We start from the raw sequence: 17,951 nt of genomic DNA, 5'->3' as shown, positions 1-17,951 counted from the left end.
TTAACTGAAACTGCTTGAATAAACTAAACTGTTGTCAAGCGAAACATTACGTTCTTTAGATTGTGGGGAGGGACTAAAAATGCGCTTTTATACAATTAAATTACCGAAATTCTTGGGTGGACTTGTGAGGGCGATGTTAGGAACGTTTAAAAAAGAATAAATGGTTTGTTAGGGGATGGCGTCGGTGCCATCTTCTTTTTTTATTAGCTAGAAGCCTCCGCTTTTCTGCGATGTCCAGCTCCAGGGGCTTGAGGCTCGAGGTCATAAGTCAAGTCACCCAAAAAGGCAAAGAGCGCCTTTCCGGGTGACTTGCCTTATGCTTGTCGCCTCAGGGCGAGCCTCTTCCGCTTTTCTGCGATGTCCAGCTCCGGCGGCTAGGCCCTCGAGGTCATAAGTCAAATCAACCAAAATGGCAAAGAACGCCATTCCGGTTGATTCGCCTTATGCTTGTCGGGCCTACCCAAGCCGCCTCCGCTTTTCTGGGTGTAAAGTATTTTTTCTTGAAAGGTTTTAATTGTAGTATTGCATTATGGAAAGTTGTGTGATAAATTATTAAAGTATCTTTATGATAATAAGCGAAATGTGGAACTGAAATTAACTTCAGCTTCTTGTTAGTGAGGAGGGAATATATTATGGCAAAACAATGCGTAGTAACAGGCCGTAAAGCCAGCTCAGGTAACGCTCGCTCTCACGCAATGAATGCGAACAAGCGTACTTGGGGTGCAAACCTGCAAAAAGTTCGAATTCTTGTGGACGGAAAGCCTAAGAAAGTATGGGTTTCTGCAAGAGCGTTGAAATCTGGTAAAGTAGAACGCGTATAATACTTAAAATGGGAAGGCGCCTAATCTAGGCGCCTTTTTTCATTAAAAGGCATTTCTTGTACAGGTCCTAAGTCGATGATTAATCTTTGAATAATAAGGAAAAAATAGAGGGTAAACCCAACAAATGACGCTTGTGATAATAGTTTAGCTTTCAAAAACAGTATACTTATAGTAAAATGTTTTTAGCCAAGCATGTAATTAAAGGGGGAAAACATTCCATGTCCATCGAATTGAAAACGCAGTACGGACAAATTGATATTACGAATGATGTCATTGCAATGATTGCTGGAGGTGCAGCGGTGGATTGCTACGGAATTGTTGGAATGGCTTCAAAGAACCAAATTAAAGACGGTTTCACAGATATCTTACGTAAAGAAAATTTCACTCGCGGAGTGATCGTTCGTCAAGATGAAGAGGAAGTACATATTGATATGTATATTATTGTGAGTTATGGTACAAAAATTTCTGAGATTGCCCATAATGTACAATCCAAGGTTAAATATACTCTTGATAAGACCGTCGGCTTGGCGGTAGATTCAGTAAATATTTTTGTGCAGGGGGTTCGTGTCACGAACCCGTAGTGAGGAGGAAGATTCGTGTCGATTACATCTTTGGAAGGAAAACGTTTTGCCCAGATGGTGATACAAGGTGCCACCAAATTATCTGCCAATGCGCAGCTGGTTGACGCGCTGAACGTTTTTCCTGTTCCTGATGGTGATACTGGAACAAATATGAATTTATCAATGACTTCCGGTGCAAAGGAAGTTCAAAACCATATTCAAGGTCATATTGGAAATGTGGCTACTGCCCTTTCAAAAGGGTTATTAATGGGGGCAAGAGGTAACTCAGGTGTTATCTTATCCCAATTGTTCAGAGGCTTTGGTAAGGCGATTGAAGGGAAAGAATCCTTATCCGGTGCAGAGTTTGCCAATGCACTTCAAACAGGTGTGGAAACGGCTTATAAAGCGGTGATGAAACCTGTGGAAGGAACGATTCTAACAGTTGCGAAAGAAGCTGCGAGAAAAGGTGTTTCTGTAGCTGAGACTGAAAGTGATTTCGTAAAGCTTATGCAGGCAATTGTCGACGAAGCGCAGGCTTCATTGAATCGTACACCTGATTTACTTCCTGTATTGAAGGAAGTGGGAGTAGTCGATAGTGGAGGTCAGGGACTTCTGTTCGTGTATGAAGGGTTCCTTGCTGAACTAAAAGGGGAAAAAGTTTCAGATCAGGCGTCACTGCCATCCATGAATGATCTTGTGAGTGCAGAGCATCATAAGGCTGCACAGGATTTCATGAGTACAGAAGATATTGAATTTGGATATTGTACAGAATTCATGGTCCGATTCGAAAATGATAAGCAGTCATTTGTGGAAGAAGACTTTCGCCAGGATTTAAGCAAGTTCGGTGATTCATTGCTTGTCATCAGTGACGATGAATTAGCCAAAGTACATATCCACTCCGAACAGCCGGGGGATGTATTGACGTATGGACATCAATACGGAAGTCTCATCAATATTAAAATTGAAAACATGAGACAGCAGCACAGCACCATTGTAGGAGAATCCAAGCCTGCTGTAGCAGAAGCCCCTACTCCGGTCAAGGAAGTCGACTTTGCCATCGTGACTGTATCTATGGGTGAAGGGATTGCCGAATTATTTAAGAGCATCGGCGCAACTTCTGTGATCGAAGGCGGTCAGACGATGAATCCGAGTACGGAGGATATCGTGAAAGCTGTAGAAGAAGTGAATGCGAAGAAAGTCATCATCATGCCGAATAACAAGAACATCATCATGGCTGCCGAACAAGCAGCTGAGGTTCTTGAAATGGAAGTAGCCGTTGTCCCGACGAAGACCGTACCGCAGGGAATGGCTGCGTTACTTGCCTTTAATCCATCAGCATCTGTTGAAGACAATAAACAGTTGATGACCGAGGCGTCGAAACAGGTGAAAACGGGACAAGTCACATTTGCTGTGAGAGATACGTCCATCGATGGCGTTTCGATTTCAAAAGATGACTTTATGGGAATTGAAGAAGGCAAGATTGTCGTTTCGGATTCCGACCGTCAAAAGTCTGCTCAAACTCTGTTGGAGACAATGCTTGATGCTGACTCTGAGATCTTGACGATTCTATACGGTGAAGATGTGACCGAAGAGGATGTTGAGTCACTCAGAGAGTATGTGGAACAACACTATGAAGATGTAGAAGTGGAAGTTCATAATGGTAAACAACCACTTTACTCCTATATATTCTCAGTTGAATAAGGATTAAAGGAAGGGGGCAGCTCTAAAAGGAGTTTGTCCCCTTCAATTATGTTAGAATGGGAGTATGAATCGGATGTTAGGTAAGGGGGAAAAGTCATGAAATACAAAAGTGTATTTGATATTATCGGTCCTGTGATGATTGGACCTTCCAGTTCTCATACGGCTGGTGCTGCCAGAATAGGAAGGATAGCGAGAAACCTGTTTCGCCGGGAACCCAAATGGGCGACCATCTCCTTTTATGGATCATTTGCAAAAACATATAAGGGCCATGGAACAGACGTAGCCATTGTAGGCGGAATCCTTGATTATGATACATATGATGAACGGATTATCGAATCGATCAATGTAGCTAAGAAAAAGGGGATAAAAATTAAATTTCAAGAAGAAGATGCCATCACGGATCATCCGAATACAGCCCGCATCCGTATGGGAGATGATCAAGGTGAAATCGAATTGGTCGGTATTTCGATCGGTGGGGGGAAAGTTGAAATCATTGAACTTAACGGCTTTGAACTTAAACTCTCAGGTCATCATCCCGCCATACTTGTCGTCCATGATGACCGGTTCGGAGCGATTGCTTCTGTGTCCAATGTCATTGCCAAGCATCAACTGAACATCGGCCATATGGATGTGTCCCGGAAAGAAAAAGGACAAATGGCTTTGATGACCATCGAGGTCGATCAACCGATAGATGAAGCGGTGATAAACGAATTGACATCATTGCCGAACATTAAACAAGTAACACGGATTTCTGATTAATCAATTACAATAATGGTAGCGTTTACATAAAGAGGAGGGTGTTAACATGTTTCGGAATGTTGCAGAATTGGTCGAACTTGCAGAAAGTCAGAACAAGAAAATTTCTGACATTATGATCGAACAGGAAATCGAATTTACGGGAAAGACGTTTGAACAGGTTTATAGTCAGATGGAGAAAAACCTGGAAGTGATGGAGCAGGCAGTAGCCAGGGGTCTCGAAGGGGTCAAGTCCCATTCAGGACTTACTGGCGGTGATGCCGTATTATTACAGAAATACATTGATTCAGGTCGTTCCCTGTGTGGTGATACGATTTTGGATGCAGTGAGTAAAGCCGTGGCAACAAACGAAGTGAATGCGGCAATGGGAACGATTTGTGCAACTCCTACCGCGGGATCTGCAGGAGTGGTTCCCGGAACGCTGTTTGCTGTCAAGAATAAGTTGAATCCAACGAAAGATGAGATGATCCGCTTCTTATTTGCATCCGGTGCCTTTGGTTTCGTGGTGGCGAATAACGCATCCATTTCAGGTGCTGCTGGCGGCTGTCAGGCAGAGGTGGGGTCTGCAAGCGGGATGGCTGCGGCTGCCATCGTGGAGATGGCCGGAGGGACCCCTGGTCAATCAGCAGAAGCCATGGCGATCACATTGAAGAACATGCTGGGTCTCGTATGTGATCCTGTTGCAGGACTGGTGGAAGTACCTTGTGTGAAACGAAATGCCATGGGAGCTGCCAATGCCATGGTTGCGGCGGATATGGCCCTTGCGGGTATCACGAGCCGTATTCCGTGTGATGAAGTGATCGATGCTATGTACAAGATCGGTCAAACCATGCCGGTAGCTCTTCGTGAAACGGCTCAAGGGGGACTGGCGGCTACGCCGACAGGCAGAGAGCTTGAAGCGAAAATCTTTGGGGTTTCCCTGAATAAACGTGAAGACTCATAATGAAGGACTGACAATCCAGAACATTAAGGGGATAGGTGAAGAAACAGCTTTACAGCTGAATGCAATGGGGATTCATTCCGTTCTGGATCTGTTGGAATATCTGCCTTACCGCTATGAGGATTATCGTCTGAGGGACCTGGAAGAAGTAGCCCATGATGAACGTGTCACGGTGGAGGGGAAGGTACACTCGGAACCCGCACTGATGTTTTATGGGAGAAAGAAATCCCGTTTGACCCTGCGGATTCTCGTAGGGAGGAATCTGGTTCAAGCGGTATTTTTTAATCAGCCTTATTTGAAAAAGAAAATCAATCTTCATGATACGGTGACGGTGACTGGGAAATGGGATAAAAACAGGCAAATCATTACGGTCCAGTATTTTCAGTCTGGCCCTCATGATAAACAGGGGGATTTTGAACCCGTATATTCCTTGAAAGGCTCGGTGAAAAACAATACACTCAGGAAATTCATCAAGAAGGCTTTCAGCGATTACGGTCATTTGATCCATGAAAACCTTCCGGGTCATTTAATGGAAAAGTATAAGCTTTCAAGTCGGAAAGATGCTCTGTATCATCTTCACTTTCCCGATTCCACCGAAGATATGAAGCAGGCAAGAAGACGATTTGTTTATGAAGAATTTCTGTTGTTTCAGTTGAAGATGCAGGCCCTGAGAAAGTTTGAACGTGAGCATTCAAGCGGCATGTCTCAACATTATGATTTGGAAAAAGTCAAATCGTTCATTGATTCTTTACCGTTCCCATTGACCGATGCGCAAAAACGGGTGGTGAATGAGATTTCAGCAGATATGAAATCTCCCTATCGCATGAATCGCCTTCTCCAAGGGGATGTGGGGTCCGGTAAGACAGTCGTTTCCGCCATTGCGCTGTATTCAAGTGTAACAGCGGGTTATCAGGGAGCATTAATGGTCCCGACGGAAATACTGGCTGAACAGCATGCGAATTCCCTCAGCGAACTGCTCGGGCCGATGGGGCTTTCCGTTGCCCTTCTAACCAGCTCTGTGAAAGGGAAGAAGCGTCGTCTTTTATTGGATAAACTGAAAGAGGGAGAGATTGATATTCTCATTGGTACTCATGCCCTCATACAGGAAGAAGTCGAATTCAAGCATCTGGGCCTCGTCGTAACCGACGAACAGCACAGATTTGGTGTCAACCAAAGAAGGGTCCTCAGGGAAAAAGGGGAAAGTCCTGATGTGTTATTCATGACAGCGACTCCGATCCCGAGAACACTCGCCATCACCGTATTTGGTGAGATGGATGTGAGTATCATCGATCAAATGCCTGCAGGCAGGAAGTCGATAGAAACCTATTGGGCGAAAGCGGATATGCTATCCAGGGTCCTTTCGTTTATGGATAAGGAGTTAGACCAGGGACGCCAGGCTTATGTGATTTGTCCATTGATCGAGGAATCCGACAAATTGGATGTGCAAAATGCCATTGATGTCTATAATCAATTGGTCCACTATTTTGAAGGGCGTTACAAAGTCGGTCTGATGCACGGGAGACTTCATCCTGAGGATAAGGATGGAGTCATGAGGGAATTCAGTGCGAACCAACTTCAAGTACTTGTTTCCACCACTGTTGTCGAGGTCGGTGTGAACGTTCCGAATGCGACATTTATGCTCATCTATGATGCAGAACGTTTCGGTTTGAGTCAGCTTCACCAGTTGAGAGGACGGGTAGGACGGGGAGAACATCAATCGTATTGTATCCTCCTTGCGGAACCAAAGACCGAAGTCGGGAAAGAACGGATGAAGATCATGACCGAAACGAATGATGGCTTTGTCCTTAGTGAAAAAGATCTCGAACTGAGGGGACCTGGTGATTTCTTCGGCAGAAAGCAGAGTGGTATGCCGGAGTTTAAAGTGGCCGATATGGTGCATGATTACCGTGCGCTGGAAGTAGCAAGAGATGATGCTCAAGCGTTGATCGCATCCTCTCAATTCTGGAGTGATCCAGAGTTTGAACCGCTCAGGGAGTATTTATCCGGATCGGGAATCTTAGAGGGTGAAAAGCTGGACTAGAAAGGCAGATTGTGAGATTATTTCTTGCAATCTGCTTTTTTAGATTATATACTACTATTAGTACCTAGTACTAATACTGGACGGTGTTAAAATTGAGACTTTCGAAAAAAGAAAGACAGGGAAACCTTACGGACACAATTAAAGTGAATCCTTTTATAACAGATGAAGAATTGGCTGAACGGTTTCGTGTAAGCGTCCAGACCATCCGGCTGGATCGAATGGAATTATCGATACCCGAGCTTCGTGAACGAATTAAGTACGTGGCAGAGAAATCGTTCGAAGACGAAGTGAAATCGTTGCCTATTGAAGAGATTATCGGAGAAATTATTGATATAGAGCTGGATCAAAGTGCGATATCCATTTTTGATGTGAAGCGGGAGCATGTGTTCATCAGGAATGGAATTGCGAGGGGGCACCACTTGTTTGCGCAGGCAAATTCGCTTGCAGTGGCTGTCATAAATGACGACTTGGCATTAACTGCGAAGTCAAACATCCGTTTTACCCGACCCGTAAAGGAAGGGGATCGGGTGGTGGCGAAAGCGAAAGTGATACATATGAAAGATCAAAAAGACCGAACAACGGTAGAAGTTCAAAGTTTAGTCGGTGGTGAGCTCGTGTTTACCGGTGAATTTGAAATGTATCGCTCTAAAAAATCTGTAAAGGATGAAGAGTAGATGAAATTAGCCGTTGATGCAATGGGCGGAGACCACGCCCCGAAAGAAATCGTTCTTGGAGTGAAGCGGGCATTACGTGAATTCAATGATATTGAAGTGCTTTTATACGGGGATGAAAAGCAGATCAAACAGTATATCACCCCGGAAGATCGCCTGACGGTCGTCCACACCGATGAAATGATCGAAGGGACGGATGAACCTGTCAGAGCGGTGAAACGAAAGAAGAATGCTTCGATGGTACTGATGGCCCAAGCTGTGAAAAATGGCGAAGCGGATGCCTGCATTTCAGCAGGAAATACGGGTGCCCTTATGACGGCGGGTTTGTTCATTGTAGGGAGAATTGATGGGATTGAGCGGCCTGCTTTGGCACCGACCCTCCCGACCCTTGATGGTAAAGGATTCCTCATGCTTGACCTTGGGGCGAATGTCGATGCGAAACCCGAGCATCTTGCACAATACGCAGTCATGGGAAGCATTTATTCCGAGAAAGTAAGAGGGATCAATAACCCGCGTGTGGGCTTATTGAACATTGGCACGGAAGATAAAAAGGGAAATGAATTAACAAAGAAAACGTTCCAATTATTAAATAACCTGCCTATCAATTTTGTAGGGAATGTAGAGTCAAGAGACCTGCTCGACGGGCCGGCAGATGTTGTCGTAACGGATGGCTTTACAGGGAATATGGTACTGAAGACGATTGAAGGGACTGCCCTGTCCGTCTTCTCCATGTTGAAAAAAACGTTCACGTCCTCAACGAAAAATAAACTTGCCGCAGGACTTGTGAAGAATGACCTGAAGCAATTAAAGAATATGCTCGATTATACAGAGTACGGTGGCGCCGGCCTGTTCGGCCTGAAGGCACCGGTCATCAAAGCTCATGGTTCTTCCAATGAAGTGGCCCTGTATAATGCCATGAGACAAGCAAGGGAAATGGTGAAGCATGACGTTTCCAATACGATAAAAGATGCTATTAAGGGGAGTGTGGAATAATATGAGTAAAATCGCGTTTATCTTTCCTGGTCAAGGTTCCCAAACAGTGGGGATGGGGAAAGAATTAGCCGGGCAATATCCTGATGTGCAATCCTATTTCAGTAAAGCCGATGAACGATTGGACACCAAGATTTCATCGATCATCTTTGAAGGTCCCCAGGAAGAGCTTACCCAGACAACGAACGCTCAGCCGGCTCTCCTGACGACAAGCATGGCCATCCTTGAGCGTTTGAAAGCCGAGGGGATTACAGCAGATTACACAGCAGGTCACAGTTTAGGGGAATATTCTGCCCTGGTGGCTGCAGGTGCCATCGGATTTGAAGATGCTGTGTATACTGTTCGTAAAAGAGGGGAATTCATGGAAGAAGCAGTACCAAGCGGAGAAGGAACGATGGCGGCCGTCCTTGGTTTGGGCCGGGAGCCATTGAAAGAAGTGACAGACCTTGTGACGGAGGAGGGCCATCCCGTTGGACTCGCGAACTTGAATTGTCCTGGTCAGATTGTCATTTCAGGTACGGTAAAGGGAGTGGAGCTCGCTTCAGAGAAAGCGAAGGAAGCCGGAGCGAAGCGGGTCATCCCACTGCAGGTTAGCGGGCCTTTCCATTCCCAATTGATGAAACCTGCTGCCGAGCAGTTCGTTTCAATCCTTGATTCCATCACGATCAAAGACGCAGACGTACCCGTCATTGCGAATGTGACTGCAGAGCCTGTAACAGGACATGAAGAGATCAAGCGTTTATTAATTGAACAATTATACTCGCCCGTCCAATGGGAAGATACAGTCGAGAAGCTTCTTGAACTGGGTGTGGATACATTCATCGAAGTGGGACCAGGTAAAGTCCTTTCAGGTTTAGTGAAAAAAGTGAACAGACGTGTGAAGACATATGCTGTTCAAGATGAAGCGTCCTTACAACAAACCATTCAAGCGCTGAAGGAGGAAGCTTAAATGAATTTAGAAGGTAAAGTGGCACTGGTGACAGGAGCATCCCGTGGAATCGGACGGGAGATCGCTCTTGAACTTGCCCGTCAAGGCTGTAATGTCGCCGTGAATTACGCAGGTAGTGAAGCGAAAGCGAATGAAGTCGTGGATGAAATCAAGAGTTTGGGCAGAGAAGCAATCGCCGTACAATGTAATGTATCGGATGCTGAAGGTGTTCAGGCAATGGTGAAGGAAACGATCGGTGAATTTGGGTCCATCGATATCCTTGTGAACAATGCAGGCATCACCAAAGATAATCTGTTGATGAGAATGAAAGAAACAGAATGGGATGATGTCATCAACATCAACTTGAAAGGTGTATTCCTTTGTACGAAGGCCGTTACACGTCAAATGATGAAACAAAGAAGTGGTCGTATCATCAATATTTCATCCATTGTCGGAGTGAGTGGGAACCCTGGACAAGCAAATTATGTAGCAGCCAAATCAGGTGTGATCGGTTTGACGAAAACGACAGCGAGAGAACTTGCTCCTCGTGGAATCACAGTGAATGCCGTTGCCCCTGGCTTCATCTCGACGGATATGACCGATCAGCTTCCTGAAGATGTACGTAGTGAAATGTTAAAACAAATCCCTTTAAGCCGCTTTGGGAACCCTGGGGATATTGCGAAAGTAGTGACATTTGTTGCATCTGATTCCGCATCGTATATGACGGGGCAAACGCTTCATATTGACGGCGGAATGGTCATGTAATGGGAAGAATGAAATAATTTATTCATCGTTTTCATGTATACTCTTTTCATTAGAGGTGGAAATGCTCTATAATACTTGAGGGGAGGTGACAAAAATGGCAGAAGTATTAGATCGTGTAACAAAAATTATCGTTGATCGTCTAGGTGTAGATGAATCTCAAGTAACTCTTGAAGCTTCTTTCAAAGAAGATCTAGGAGCTGACTCCCTTGATGTAGTTGAGCTGGTTATGGAACTTGAAGATGAATTCGACATGGAAATTTCTGACGATGATGCTGAAAAAATCGGCACAGTAGGTGATGCTGTGAACTACATACAAGCAAAGGCTTAATCGTTAGATTGAATAGAGGGATGGGTGACCCATCTTATATTCTAACCATTTGAAACTTGGTAGGGGTTCAACCCCTACCAAGTTTATTTGTGTTCTAACATCATTGTTCAAGAAATTTTTGCGTAAATGATTTTTTTAGAATAAACTTGATTAGTATACAATGAGAACATATTAGCAAGGTGGAGTGCCTGATGCGGAAGCAAAACAGAAGTAATGGATTATCTAAACATAAAAATGATTTGAAATTCAAGACATTTCAAAATCAAATGGGAATTCAATTTAAAGATGAAAAACTCCTTAAACAAGCTTTTACTCATTCATCCTATGTGAATGAGCATCGTCGAAAACCATATGAAGATAATGAACGCTTAGAATTTCTCGGGGACGCCGTTCTGGAATTAACGGTATCTCAATTTCTTTTCAAGAAATACCCCATGATGAGTGAAGGGGAACTTACCAAGTTAAGGGCGGCAATCGTATGTGAACCTTCCCTGGTGAAGTTCTCAATTGAACTGAATTTCGGTGAACTCATCCTATTGGGTAAAGGTGAAGAAATGACGGGGGGACGTGAGAGACCGGCTTTACTCGCCGATGTCTTTGAAGCGTTTATCGGGGCGGTATACTTGGATCAAGGATTAGAAACTGTCATCTCTGTCCTTGAAAAAGTGGTCTACCCAAAAATCAATGTCGGTGCTTTTTCTCATGTGATGGATTATAAGAGTCAGTTACAAGAGCTGGTTCAAAGGGGCAGTGCAGGAATGATCGAATATAGTATCCTGGAAGAAAGCGGCCCTGCCCACAATCGTCAGTTTATTTCAAGGGTGAGTTTAAATGATGAAGAGTTGGGCATTGGAAATGGCCGGTCAAAAAAAGAGGCTGAACAAAAAGCCGCACAGAAAGCTCTGGAAAAGTTAAAACAAAAGCTGGACGCGAAATAGGGGGAAAGAAGATGTTCCTCAAACAACTAGAAGTAATGGGGTTTAAATCTTTTGCAGAAAGAATATCCGTGGAGTTTGTCCCGGGTGTCACGGCTGTCGTTGGACCAAACGGCAGCGGAAAAAGCAATATTATAGACGCAATCAGGTGGGTGCTTGGTGAACAATCAGCAAAAAGCCTGCGCGGGTCGAAAATGGAAGACGTCATTTTTGCCGGAAGCGATTCAAGGAAAGCCCTCAATATAGCGGAAGTGACCCTTGTCTTGGACAACGAAGACGGCGCACTGCCAATCGATTATAGTGAGGTTAGTGTCACTAGGAGAGTCTACCGTTCAGGAGATAGTGAATATCTACTGAATAAACAGCCGTGCAGGTTGAAGGATATCATTGAACTGTTTATGGATTCAGGGTTAGGAAAAGAAGCTTTCTCGATTATCAGTCAGGGCAAAGTGGAAGAGATCCTGAACAGTAAGCCGGAAGAAAGAAGAACCATCTTCGAAGAGGCAGCCGGGGTATTGAAGTATAAATCACGGAAGAAAAAAGCTGAAAATAAGCTATTTGAAACACAAGAAAATCTTAATCGGGTCAATGACATCCTTCATGAATTGGAAGGACAGGTAGAACCCCTGAAGCTCCAGGCTTCCATGGCCCGTGATTATCTGGAGAAGAAAGAGGAGCTGGAGAAGTTCGAAGTCGCCTTGACGGTGTATGATATTGAGGACTTACATAAGCAGTGGGAGAAGCTGAGTGGAGAATTCGAACAGCATGGACAGGAAGAATTGGCCCTTTCTTCCCGAATTCAGAAGAAAGAAGCCATCCTGACACAAACAAGGGATAAAATTGCGGCGCTCGATGAGTCGATTTCAAACTTACAGGAAGTGCTCCTATCTACAAGTGAAGAATTAGAGAAACTTGAGGGTAGGAAGCAAGTACTTGTTGAGCGGAAGAAAAATTCGTCCACCAATGAATCACAGTTGAAGCAATCGATTGAAGAAGCTGAAAGTCAAATCGAACGTTTAGTTTCTGAGAAAGAAAAAGCACAACGCGACTTCAAGAGGATTGATTCTGAAGTGTCCGGTTTAAAAGAACTCCTTATCACGAAGCAGAATCAATTCAAGCACTATAACGAAAATATTGAAGATGTGATTGAATCATATAAAAGTGATTACATTGAAAAGCTTAATCAACAGGCCTCTGCAAAAAATGAGATTCAGTATCTCAAACAGCAACTGGAACAGCAATCCAGTCGCAGTGGTCGATTAGAAGCGGAAAATGAAAAGTATGTTTCTCAACGTGAAGACTTGCACTTGCGTCACAGGGAACGATCGAAAGAACTTCAAGGGCAAAAAGAACAGATCGATGAGCACATCTTCTTGTATCGTGAGGAACAAAAGAAGCTTGAATCCGTGAAATCCAAGTATGAAAAGCAGGAGAAGACGCTTTATCAGGCGTTCCAATTCCTGCAACAAGCGAAGTCCAGGAAAGAGATGCTCGAAGAAATGGAAGAAGACTATTCAGGTTTCTTCCAGGGGGTAAAAGAAGTCCTGAAAGAGCGATCGGGTCAATTAACCGGTATTCAAGGGGCGGTAGCGGAGCTTATAACGGTTCCTAAATCATATGAAACGGCTATGGAAACGGCTCTGGCTGCTTCGATGCAGCATATTGTAGTCGATACAGAAGAAGATGGCCGTAAAGCCATTGCCTTTTTGAAGAAACATCAATATGGCCGTGCCACGTTCCTCCCGATGAATGTAATCAAAGGGAAATCCATACCTGAAAGCCAAAAGAATATGCTGAAAGGGCATCCTTCCTTTGTAGGCGTGGGAGCGGATCTGTTGCATTTTGATGATCGCTTTCAAATGGTGATTTCAAGCCTTGTGGGAAATGTCATCATCACGAAGGATCTAAAAGGTGCGAATGAAATTGCAAAGCTTGTTCAATATCGCTATCGACTGGTTACGCTGGATGGGGACGTTGTCAATCCCGGGGGATCCATGTCCGGGGGTACGGTGAAACAGAAGAAAAATTCCCTTCTATCAAGAAAAGGGGAGCTGGAAGAGATGAAAGAAAAGCTTTCCAGCATGGAAGTTCAGACAGAACAGCTTCAATCCCAAGTGAAATCTCTTAAAGAAGAAAGCAGTTTTCGCGAGAAGAAACTGGAAGAATTGAGAGTGAAGGGGGAGAGATTGCGCCTCAAAGAACAGGAACTCTTCTCCCAACTTCGTGAAATTGAACTTTCCCAGCAGAACCTGGATGAAAGACTGTCCCTGTATGACCTGGAGAAAAAGGATTTTACGTCAATCAAAGAAAAGCATGATTCCAGAACAAAAGAATTGGAAGCTTCTCTCAGGAAGATAGGGGATGAGGTTACTCAGCTTGATCAAAAGATCAATGAGCTGACTCTACAGAAAAATAGTGAACGGACGTCCAAAGACGCTTTGTTGAATGAAATCAGTGACATTAAAGCGAATCTTGCCGCACGGAATGAACAGTTGGTGAACAGCCGACAGCAACTGAACCGGGTGCAGGATACGATGGCTGAGACAAACAGGCGAAAGATAAGTCTCCAGGAAGACCTGGAATGGTTGCAGACAGAAATGAAGGATAACTTCTCGGGTGAAGAGCAGCTTGGAATAAAAGCAGACGAGTGTGCCGTGCAAAAGGAAGAAACGTCCAAGTTGATTGCTGTCCGCAGGGACGAGCGCTCCAAGCTTCAGCAGATTGTCGATGATGAGGAGATGGAGTTAAAAGAATTGAAGCGTCTTCATAAAGGTTTGGTCGGTGCTCTCCGGGATGAGGAAGTGAAAATCAATCGTCTTGATGTAGAACTTGAGAACCGTCTTGATCATTTACGGGATGAATACATGCTTTCATTTGAAGCGGCAAAAGAGGACTACCCCCTCTCCATCGAGGTGGAAGAGGCAAGGAAAAAAGTGAAACTTGTGAAATTAGCACTGGAAGAGCTCGGGACCGTCAATCTGGGTGCGATCGATGAATATGAACGAGTGAAGGAAAGATACGAATTCTTGGTTGATCAGAAGAATGATCTGACGGAAGCGAAGGACACTCTGTACCTGGTCATTAATGAAATGGATACCGAAATGATCAAACGTTTTGATCAAACCTTCACGAGTATTCAAGAGGAATTTGAAGGTGTATTCAAAGCCTTGTTCGGCGGTGGAAGAGCAGAGTTGAAGCTGACCGATCCGTCTGATCTGCTTCATACTGGTGTGGATATCGTAGCCCAGCCGCCCGGGAAGAAGCTGCAGAACCTGGGGCTTATGTCAGGTGGGGAACGGGCTTTGACGGCCATTGCCCTGCTGTTTTCCATTTTGAAGATCCGCCCTGTCCCATTCTGTATACTGGATGAAGTGGAAGCGGCCCTGGACGAAGCGAATGTGCAGAGATTCAGTCAATATTTAAAGAAATTCAGTGATGAAACACAATTCATTGTCATCACCCACCGTAAAGGTACCATGGAAGAAGCCCATGTATTGTACGGGGTCACGATGCAGGAATCCGGAGTGTCTAAACTGGTATCAGTAAGGCTACAGGAAACAAAGGAACTACTTGAAACTTAAATAAGGGTGTGGAAAAGTGAGTTTTTTTAAGAAGCTTAAAGATAAATTTACGCAGTCCAGTGATAATGTCACTGAGAAATTTAAAGATGGGTTAAGTAAAACAAGAAACAACTTTACGTCAAAAGTGAATGACCTGGTGGCCAGATACCGTAAAGTCGATGAAGAATTCTTTGAAGAGCTGGAAGAAATCCTGATCGGAGCGGATGTCGGATTTGATACCGTCATGGAACTCATTGATGAACTTAAACTAGAAGTGAAGCGAAAGAATATTCAAGATACGGAAGATGTCCAATCCGTCATTTCAGAGAAGCTGGTTGAGATCTACCAGGGCGATCGCGAAGAGGACAGTACCGTGAATATCCAAAACGATCAACTGACGGTATTACTATTTGTCGGTGTGAACGGGGTAGGGAAGACGACGACCATCGGGAAAATGGCTCATATGTTCAAGGAACAGGGCAAAAATGTGGTTCTTGCTGCAGGGGATACGTTCCGTGCAGGAGCCATCGAGCAGCTTGAAGTATGGGGTGAACGTGTCGGGGTCCCGGTCATCAAGCAGGCGGCGGGAAGCGATCCTGCGGCTGTGATGTTCGATGCCGTCCAATCTGCCAAAGCGAAAAAGGCGGACATACTCATTTGTGATACGGCAGGAAGATTGCAAAACAAAGTGAATTTGATGAAAGAGCTTGAAAAGGTGAAACGGGTCATTGAACGAGAAATTCCAGGAGCCCCTCACGAAGTACTACTCGTTCTTGACGCAACCACAGGTCAAAATGCCATGGTGCAGGCGAAAACCTTTAAAGAAGCCACAAACGTCTCAGGTATCGTCCTGACGAAGCTTGATGGTACCGCTAAAGGCGGAATCGTGCTTGCCATCCGGAACGAGCTCGAAATCCCCGTGAAATTTGTGGGTCTGGGAGAAAAAATGGATGACCTCCAACCGTTCGATGCAGAAAAGTATGTATATGGCTTATTCTCAACCCTCGTTGATGAAGAAGAATAGATCATGATCCACAAGAGAGCCTGCCAGACTATTCGTTTAGTCTGGTAGGCTGCTCTACTTTTCTCTATGAAAAATCCGCTACTAACCTTGACAATCGCCCGTAAACACTGTATTCTTCATATGTAAAGGTTTTTCACTTAACAAGGAGGGATATCCGTGCTGGAGAAAACGACCAGAATGAATTATCTCTACGATTTTTATCAATCTTTGTTAACTCCTAAGCAGAGAAGCTATATGTCCCTCTATTATCTGGATGATTTCTCTTTAGGTGAAATCGCTGAGGAATATAATGTCAGCCGTCAGGCAGTGTACGATAACATCAAGCGGACAGAGGCCATGATCGAGGAGTACGAAGAAAAGCTTTTATTATTTAAGAAATTTCAAGAACGCAACGAGATTCTTGACCAACTCAGACAAAAAATAGAAGAGCCATCAATCGATTCTTCTCATTGTTTAAAACTCATTGATGATCTTGAAATATTGGATTAGGAGGCGGCATGAATGGCATTTGAAGGATTAGCCGACCGACTGCAAGGTACAATACAAAAAATCCGCGGAAAAGGAAAGATCTCAGAAGCGGATGTTAAAGAAATGATGCGTGAAGTTCGTCTTGCTCTTTTAGAAGCAGACGTTAATTTTAAAGTGGTGAAGCAATTCGTCAAGAAAGTAAGTGAACGGGCTGTCGGACAAGAAGTCATGAAGAGCCTTACACCGGGTCAACAGGTCATTAAAGTTGTTCAGGAAGAGCTTACGAACTTGATGGGTGGCGAACAAAGTCAGATTGCCGTCGCTAAACGTCCACCGACTGTCATTATGATGGTTGGTTTACAAGGTGCAGGTAAAACGACGACCACTGGTAAGCTTGCGAACCTGCTTCGAAAGAAACATAATCGCAAACCGCTGTTGGTGGCGGCTGATATTTACCGTCCCGCTGCCATTAAACAGTTGGAAACGATCGGAAAGCAATTAAGCCTTCCCGTGTTTTCACTTGGGGATCAGGTAAGCCCGGTTGAAATTGCGAAAAAAGCAATCGAAAAAGCAAAAGAAGAACATCACGATTATGTTCTGATTGATACGGCAGGTCGACTTCACATTGATGAAAACCTGATGGGAGAGCTGAAGGAAATCAAAGAACTCTCCAACCCGGACGAGATTTTCCTCGTGGTGGATGCCATGACCGGTCAAGATGCAGTAAATGTCGCTCAAAGCTTCAATGATGCTCTTGGCATTTCGGGTGTTGTCCTGACAAAACTCGACGGTGACACCCGGGGTGGTGCAGCGTTATCCATCCGTTCCGTCACTGAAAAGCCTATTAAATTTGTAGGTATGGGTGAGAAGATGGATGCCTTGGAAGCCTTCCATCCTGAGCGTATGGCATCACGGATCCTTGGTATGGGGGATGTGTTATCTCTCATTGAAAAGGCTCAGGCCAACGTGGATGAAGAGAAGGCCAAAGAATTGGAACAAAAGATGCGCACCATGTCTTTCACCTTTGATGATTTCCTTGATCAACTAGGTCAAGTGAGGCAGATGGGGCCATTGGACGAGCTTCTTAAAATGATGCCTGGAGCAAACAAGATGAAGGGTCTGGATAAGATTCAAGTCGATGACAAGCAGATCAGTCACGTAGAGGCCATCATCCAATCCATGACAGGTGATGAAAAAACCCACCCGGAAACGATCAATGCTTCCCGTCGTAAACGGATTGCAAAAGGGAGCGGTACATCCATTCAAGAGGTGAACCGTCTTCTGAAACAATTCGAGGACATGAAGAAAATGATGAAACAGATGAGTGGGATGCAAGGAAAAGGTAAGAAAAAAGGGATGAAATTCCCATTTATGTAAGCGATTCGTTCGGTTTTTCAAAAGAAAAATTGAACTGTTAAGAAAAAACACTTTACAAACAAAATACACATTTGATATTATACTAA

The 17,951-nt window shown here is 44.4% G+C and carries 17 protein-coding genes; all 17 read left to right on the top strand.

Going from position 1 to position 17,951, the window contains the following annotated elements:
- Nucleotides 1-79: 79 nt before the first annotated feature.
- The 17 genes from spoVM to ffh all read left to right on the top strand — a co-directional run bounded on the left by spoVM (nt 80) and on the right by ffh (nt 17,865).
- Complete coding sequence (gene spoVM, locus BVI01S_RS07645) at nt 80-160, top strand: stage V sporulation protein SpoVM (protein ID WP_032088878.1); 81 nt, start codon at nt 80-82, stop codon at nt 158-160.
- 472 nt (nt 161-632) lie between these two features.
- Entirely contained in the window at nt 633-821 is a 189-nt protein-coding gene (gene rpmB / locus BVI01S_RS07640; RefSeq protein WP_034755741.1) for a 50S ribosomal protein L28, read from the top strand.
- Between the two features lie 218 nt (nt 822-1,039).
- Nucleotides 1,040-1,402 carry an Asp23/Gls24 family envelope stress response protein gene (locus tag BVI01S_RS07635; RefSeq protein ID WP_034755738.1) on the top strand — a complete coding sequence of 121 codons (363 nt, stop codon included), beginning with the start codon at nt 1,040-1,042 and terminating at the stop codon, nt 1,400-1,402.
- A gap of 15 nt (nt 1,403-1,417) precedes the next feature.
- Nucleotides 1,418-3,082 (top strand): DAK2 domain-containing protein, encoded by a 1,665-nt coding sequence (locus tag BVI01S_RS07630; protein ID WP_034755735.1) that lies wholly within the window; start codon nt 1,418-1,420, stop codon nt 3,080-3,082.
- A gap of 96 nt (nt 3,083-3,178) precedes the next feature.
- Entirely contained in the window at nt 3,179-3,841 is a 663-nt protein-coding gene (gene sdaAB, locus BVI01S_RS07625) for an L-serine ammonia-lyase, iron-sulfur-dependent subunit beta (protein WP_034755733.1), read from the top strand.
- 46 nt (nt 3,842-3,887) lie between these two features.
- The gene (gene sdaAA / locus BVI01S_RS07620) at nt 3,888-4,781 is read left to right on the top strand and encodes an L-serine ammonia-lyase, iron-sulfur-dependent, subunit alpha (protein ID WP_034755730.1); all 894 of its coding nucleotides are present in this window, start codon (nt 3,888-3,890) and stop codon (nt 4,779-4,781) included.
- A complete protein-coding gene (recG, locus tag BVI01S_RS07615) occupies nt 4,768-6,819 on the top strand; it encodes an ATP-dependent DNA helicase RecG (protein ID WP_408005901.1) in 2,052 nt (683 codons plus the stop codon). The genes sdaAA and recG overlap by 14 nt, the downstream gene beginning before the upstream one ends.
- A 92-nt stretch (nt 6,820-6,911) precedes the next feature.
- Entirely contained in the window at nt 6,912-7,493 is a 582-nt protein-coding gene (gene fapR, locus BVI01S_RS07610; protein ID WP_034755723.1) for a transcription factor FapR, read from the top strand.
- On the top strand, nt 7,494-8,483 hold the full coding sequence (gene plsX, locus BVI01S_RS07605; protein ID WP_034755720.1) for a phosphate acyltransferase PlsX: 990 nt from the start codon (nt 7,494-7,496) through the stop codon (nt 8,481-8,483).
- Nucleotide 8,484: 1 nt separating this feature from the next.
- Nucleotides 8,485-9,429, top strand: a complete 945-nt coding sequence (gene fabD, locus BVI01S_RS07600) for an ACP S-malonyltransferase (protein ID WP_034755718.1) — start codon at nt 8,485-8,487, stop codon at nt 9,427-9,429.
- On the top strand, nt 9,430-10,173 hold the full coding sequence (fabG, locus tag BVI01S_RS07595) for a 3-oxoacyl-[acyl-carrier-protein] reductase (RefSeq protein ID WP_034755715.1): 744 nt from the start codon (nt 9,430-9,432) through the stop codon (nt 10,171-10,173).
- Between the two features lie 94 nt (nt 10,174-10,267).
- On the top strand, nt 10,268-10,501 hold the full coding sequence (gene acpP, locus BVI01S_RS07590; protein WP_034755712.1) for an acyl carrier protein: 234 nt from the start codon (nt 10,268-10,270) through the stop codon (nt 10,499-10,501).
- A gap of 191 nt (nt 10,502-10,692) precedes the next feature.
- Entirely contained in the window at nt 10,693-11,439 is a 747-nt protein-coding gene (gene rnc, locus BVI01S_RS07585; RefSeq protein ID WP_034755710.1) for a ribonuclease III, read from the top strand.
- An 11-nt stretch (nt 11,440-11,450) separates the two neighbouring features.
- Nucleotides 11,451-15,017, top strand: a complete 3,567-nt coding sequence (gene smc / locus BVI01S_RS07580) for a chromosome segregation protein SMC (protein ID WP_061809810.1) — start codon at nt 11,451-11,453, stop codon at nt 15,015-15,017.
- Between the two features lie 16 nt (nt 15,018-15,033).
- The gene (ftsY, locus tag BVI01S_RS07575; protein WP_034755704.1) at nt 15,034-16,020 is read left to right on the top strand and encodes a signal recognition particle-docking protein FtsY; all 987 of its coding nucleotides are present in this window, start codon (nt 15,034-15,036) and stop codon (nt 16,018-16,020) included.
- A gap of 177 nt (nt 16,021-16,197) precedes the next feature.
- Nucleotides 16,198-16,509 (top strand): putative DNA-binding protein, encoded by a 312-nt coding sequence (locus BVI01S_RS07570; protein WP_371928757.1) that lies wholly within the window; start codon nt 16,198-16,200, stop codon nt 16,507-16,509.
- A gap of 12 nt (nt 16,510-16,521) precedes the next feature.
- Entirely contained in the window at nt 16,522-17,865 is a 1,344-nt protein-coding gene (gene ffh, locus BVI01S_RS07565; RefSeq protein WP_034755693.1) for a signal recognition particle protein, read from the top strand.
- Nucleotides 17,866-17,951 lie beyond the last annotated feature (86 nt).

The organism is Rossellomorea vietnamensis NBRC 101237 (assembly GCF_001591825.1).
In the GTDB taxonomy this organism is placed as follows: Bacteria; Bacillota; Bacilli; order Bacillales; family Bacillaceae_B; genus Rossellomorea; species Rossellomorea vietnamensis.
The sequence above is the reverse complement of the archived record's forward strand: the minus strand, read 5'-3'. Positions and strand labels throughout refer to the sequence as shown.

What these genes read in the sequence shown, in the direction of transcription:
- fabG (WP_034755715.1), top strand. Translation starts at nt 9,430, where the DNA reads ATGAATTTAGAAGGTAAAGTGGCACTGGTGACAGGAGCATCCCGTGGA.
- acpP (WP_034755712.1), top strand. Translation starts at nt 10,268, where the DNA reads ATGGCAGAAGTATTAGATCGTGTAACAAAAATTATCGTTGATCGTCTA.
- ffh (WP_034755693.1), top strand. Translation starts at nt 16,522, where the DNA reads ATGGCATTTGAAGGATTAGCCGACCGACTGCAAGGTACAATACAAAAA.
- rpmB (WP_034755741.1), top strand. Translation starts at nt 633, where the DNA reads ATGGCAAAACAATGCGTAGTAACAGGCCGTAAAGCCAGCTCAGGTAAC.
- spoVM (WP_032088878.1), top strand. Translation starts at nt 80, where the DNA reads ATGCGCTTTTATACAATTAAATTACCGAAATTCTTGGGTGGACTTGTG.
- fabD (WP_034755718.1), top strand. Translation starts at nt 8,485, where the DNA reads ATGAGTAAAATCGCGTTTATCTTTCCTGGTCAAGGTTCCCAAACAGTG.
- sdaAB (WP_034755733.1), top strand. Translation starts at nt 3,179, where the DNA reads ATGAAATACAAAAGTGTATTTGATATTATCGGTCCTGTGATGATTGGA.
- sdaAA (WP_034755730.1), top strand. Translation starts at nt 3,888, where the DNA reads ATGTTTCGGAATGTTGCAGAATTGGTCGAACTTGCAGAAAGTCAGAAC.
- plsX (WP_034755720.1), top strand. Translation starts at nt 7,494, where the DNA reads ATGAAATTAGCCGTTGATGCAATGGGCGGAGACCACGCCCCGAAAGAA.
- rnc (WP_034755710.1), top strand. Translation starts at nt 10,693, where the DNA reads ATGCGGAAGCAAAACAGAAGTAATGGATTATCTAAACATAAAAATGAT.
- BVI01S_RS07570 (WP_371928757.1), top strand. Translation starts at nt 16,198, where the DNA reads ATGAATTATCTCTACGATTTTTATCAATCTTTGTTAACTCCTAAGCAG.
- BVI01S_RS07635 (WP_034755738.1), top strand. Translation starts at nt 1,040, where the DNA reads ATGTCCATCGAATTGAAAACGCAGTACGGACAAATTGATATTACGAAT.
- smc (WP_061809810.1), top strand. Translation starts at nt 11,451, where the DNA reads ATGTTCCTCAAACAACTAGAAGTAATGGGGTTTAAATCTTTTGCAGAA.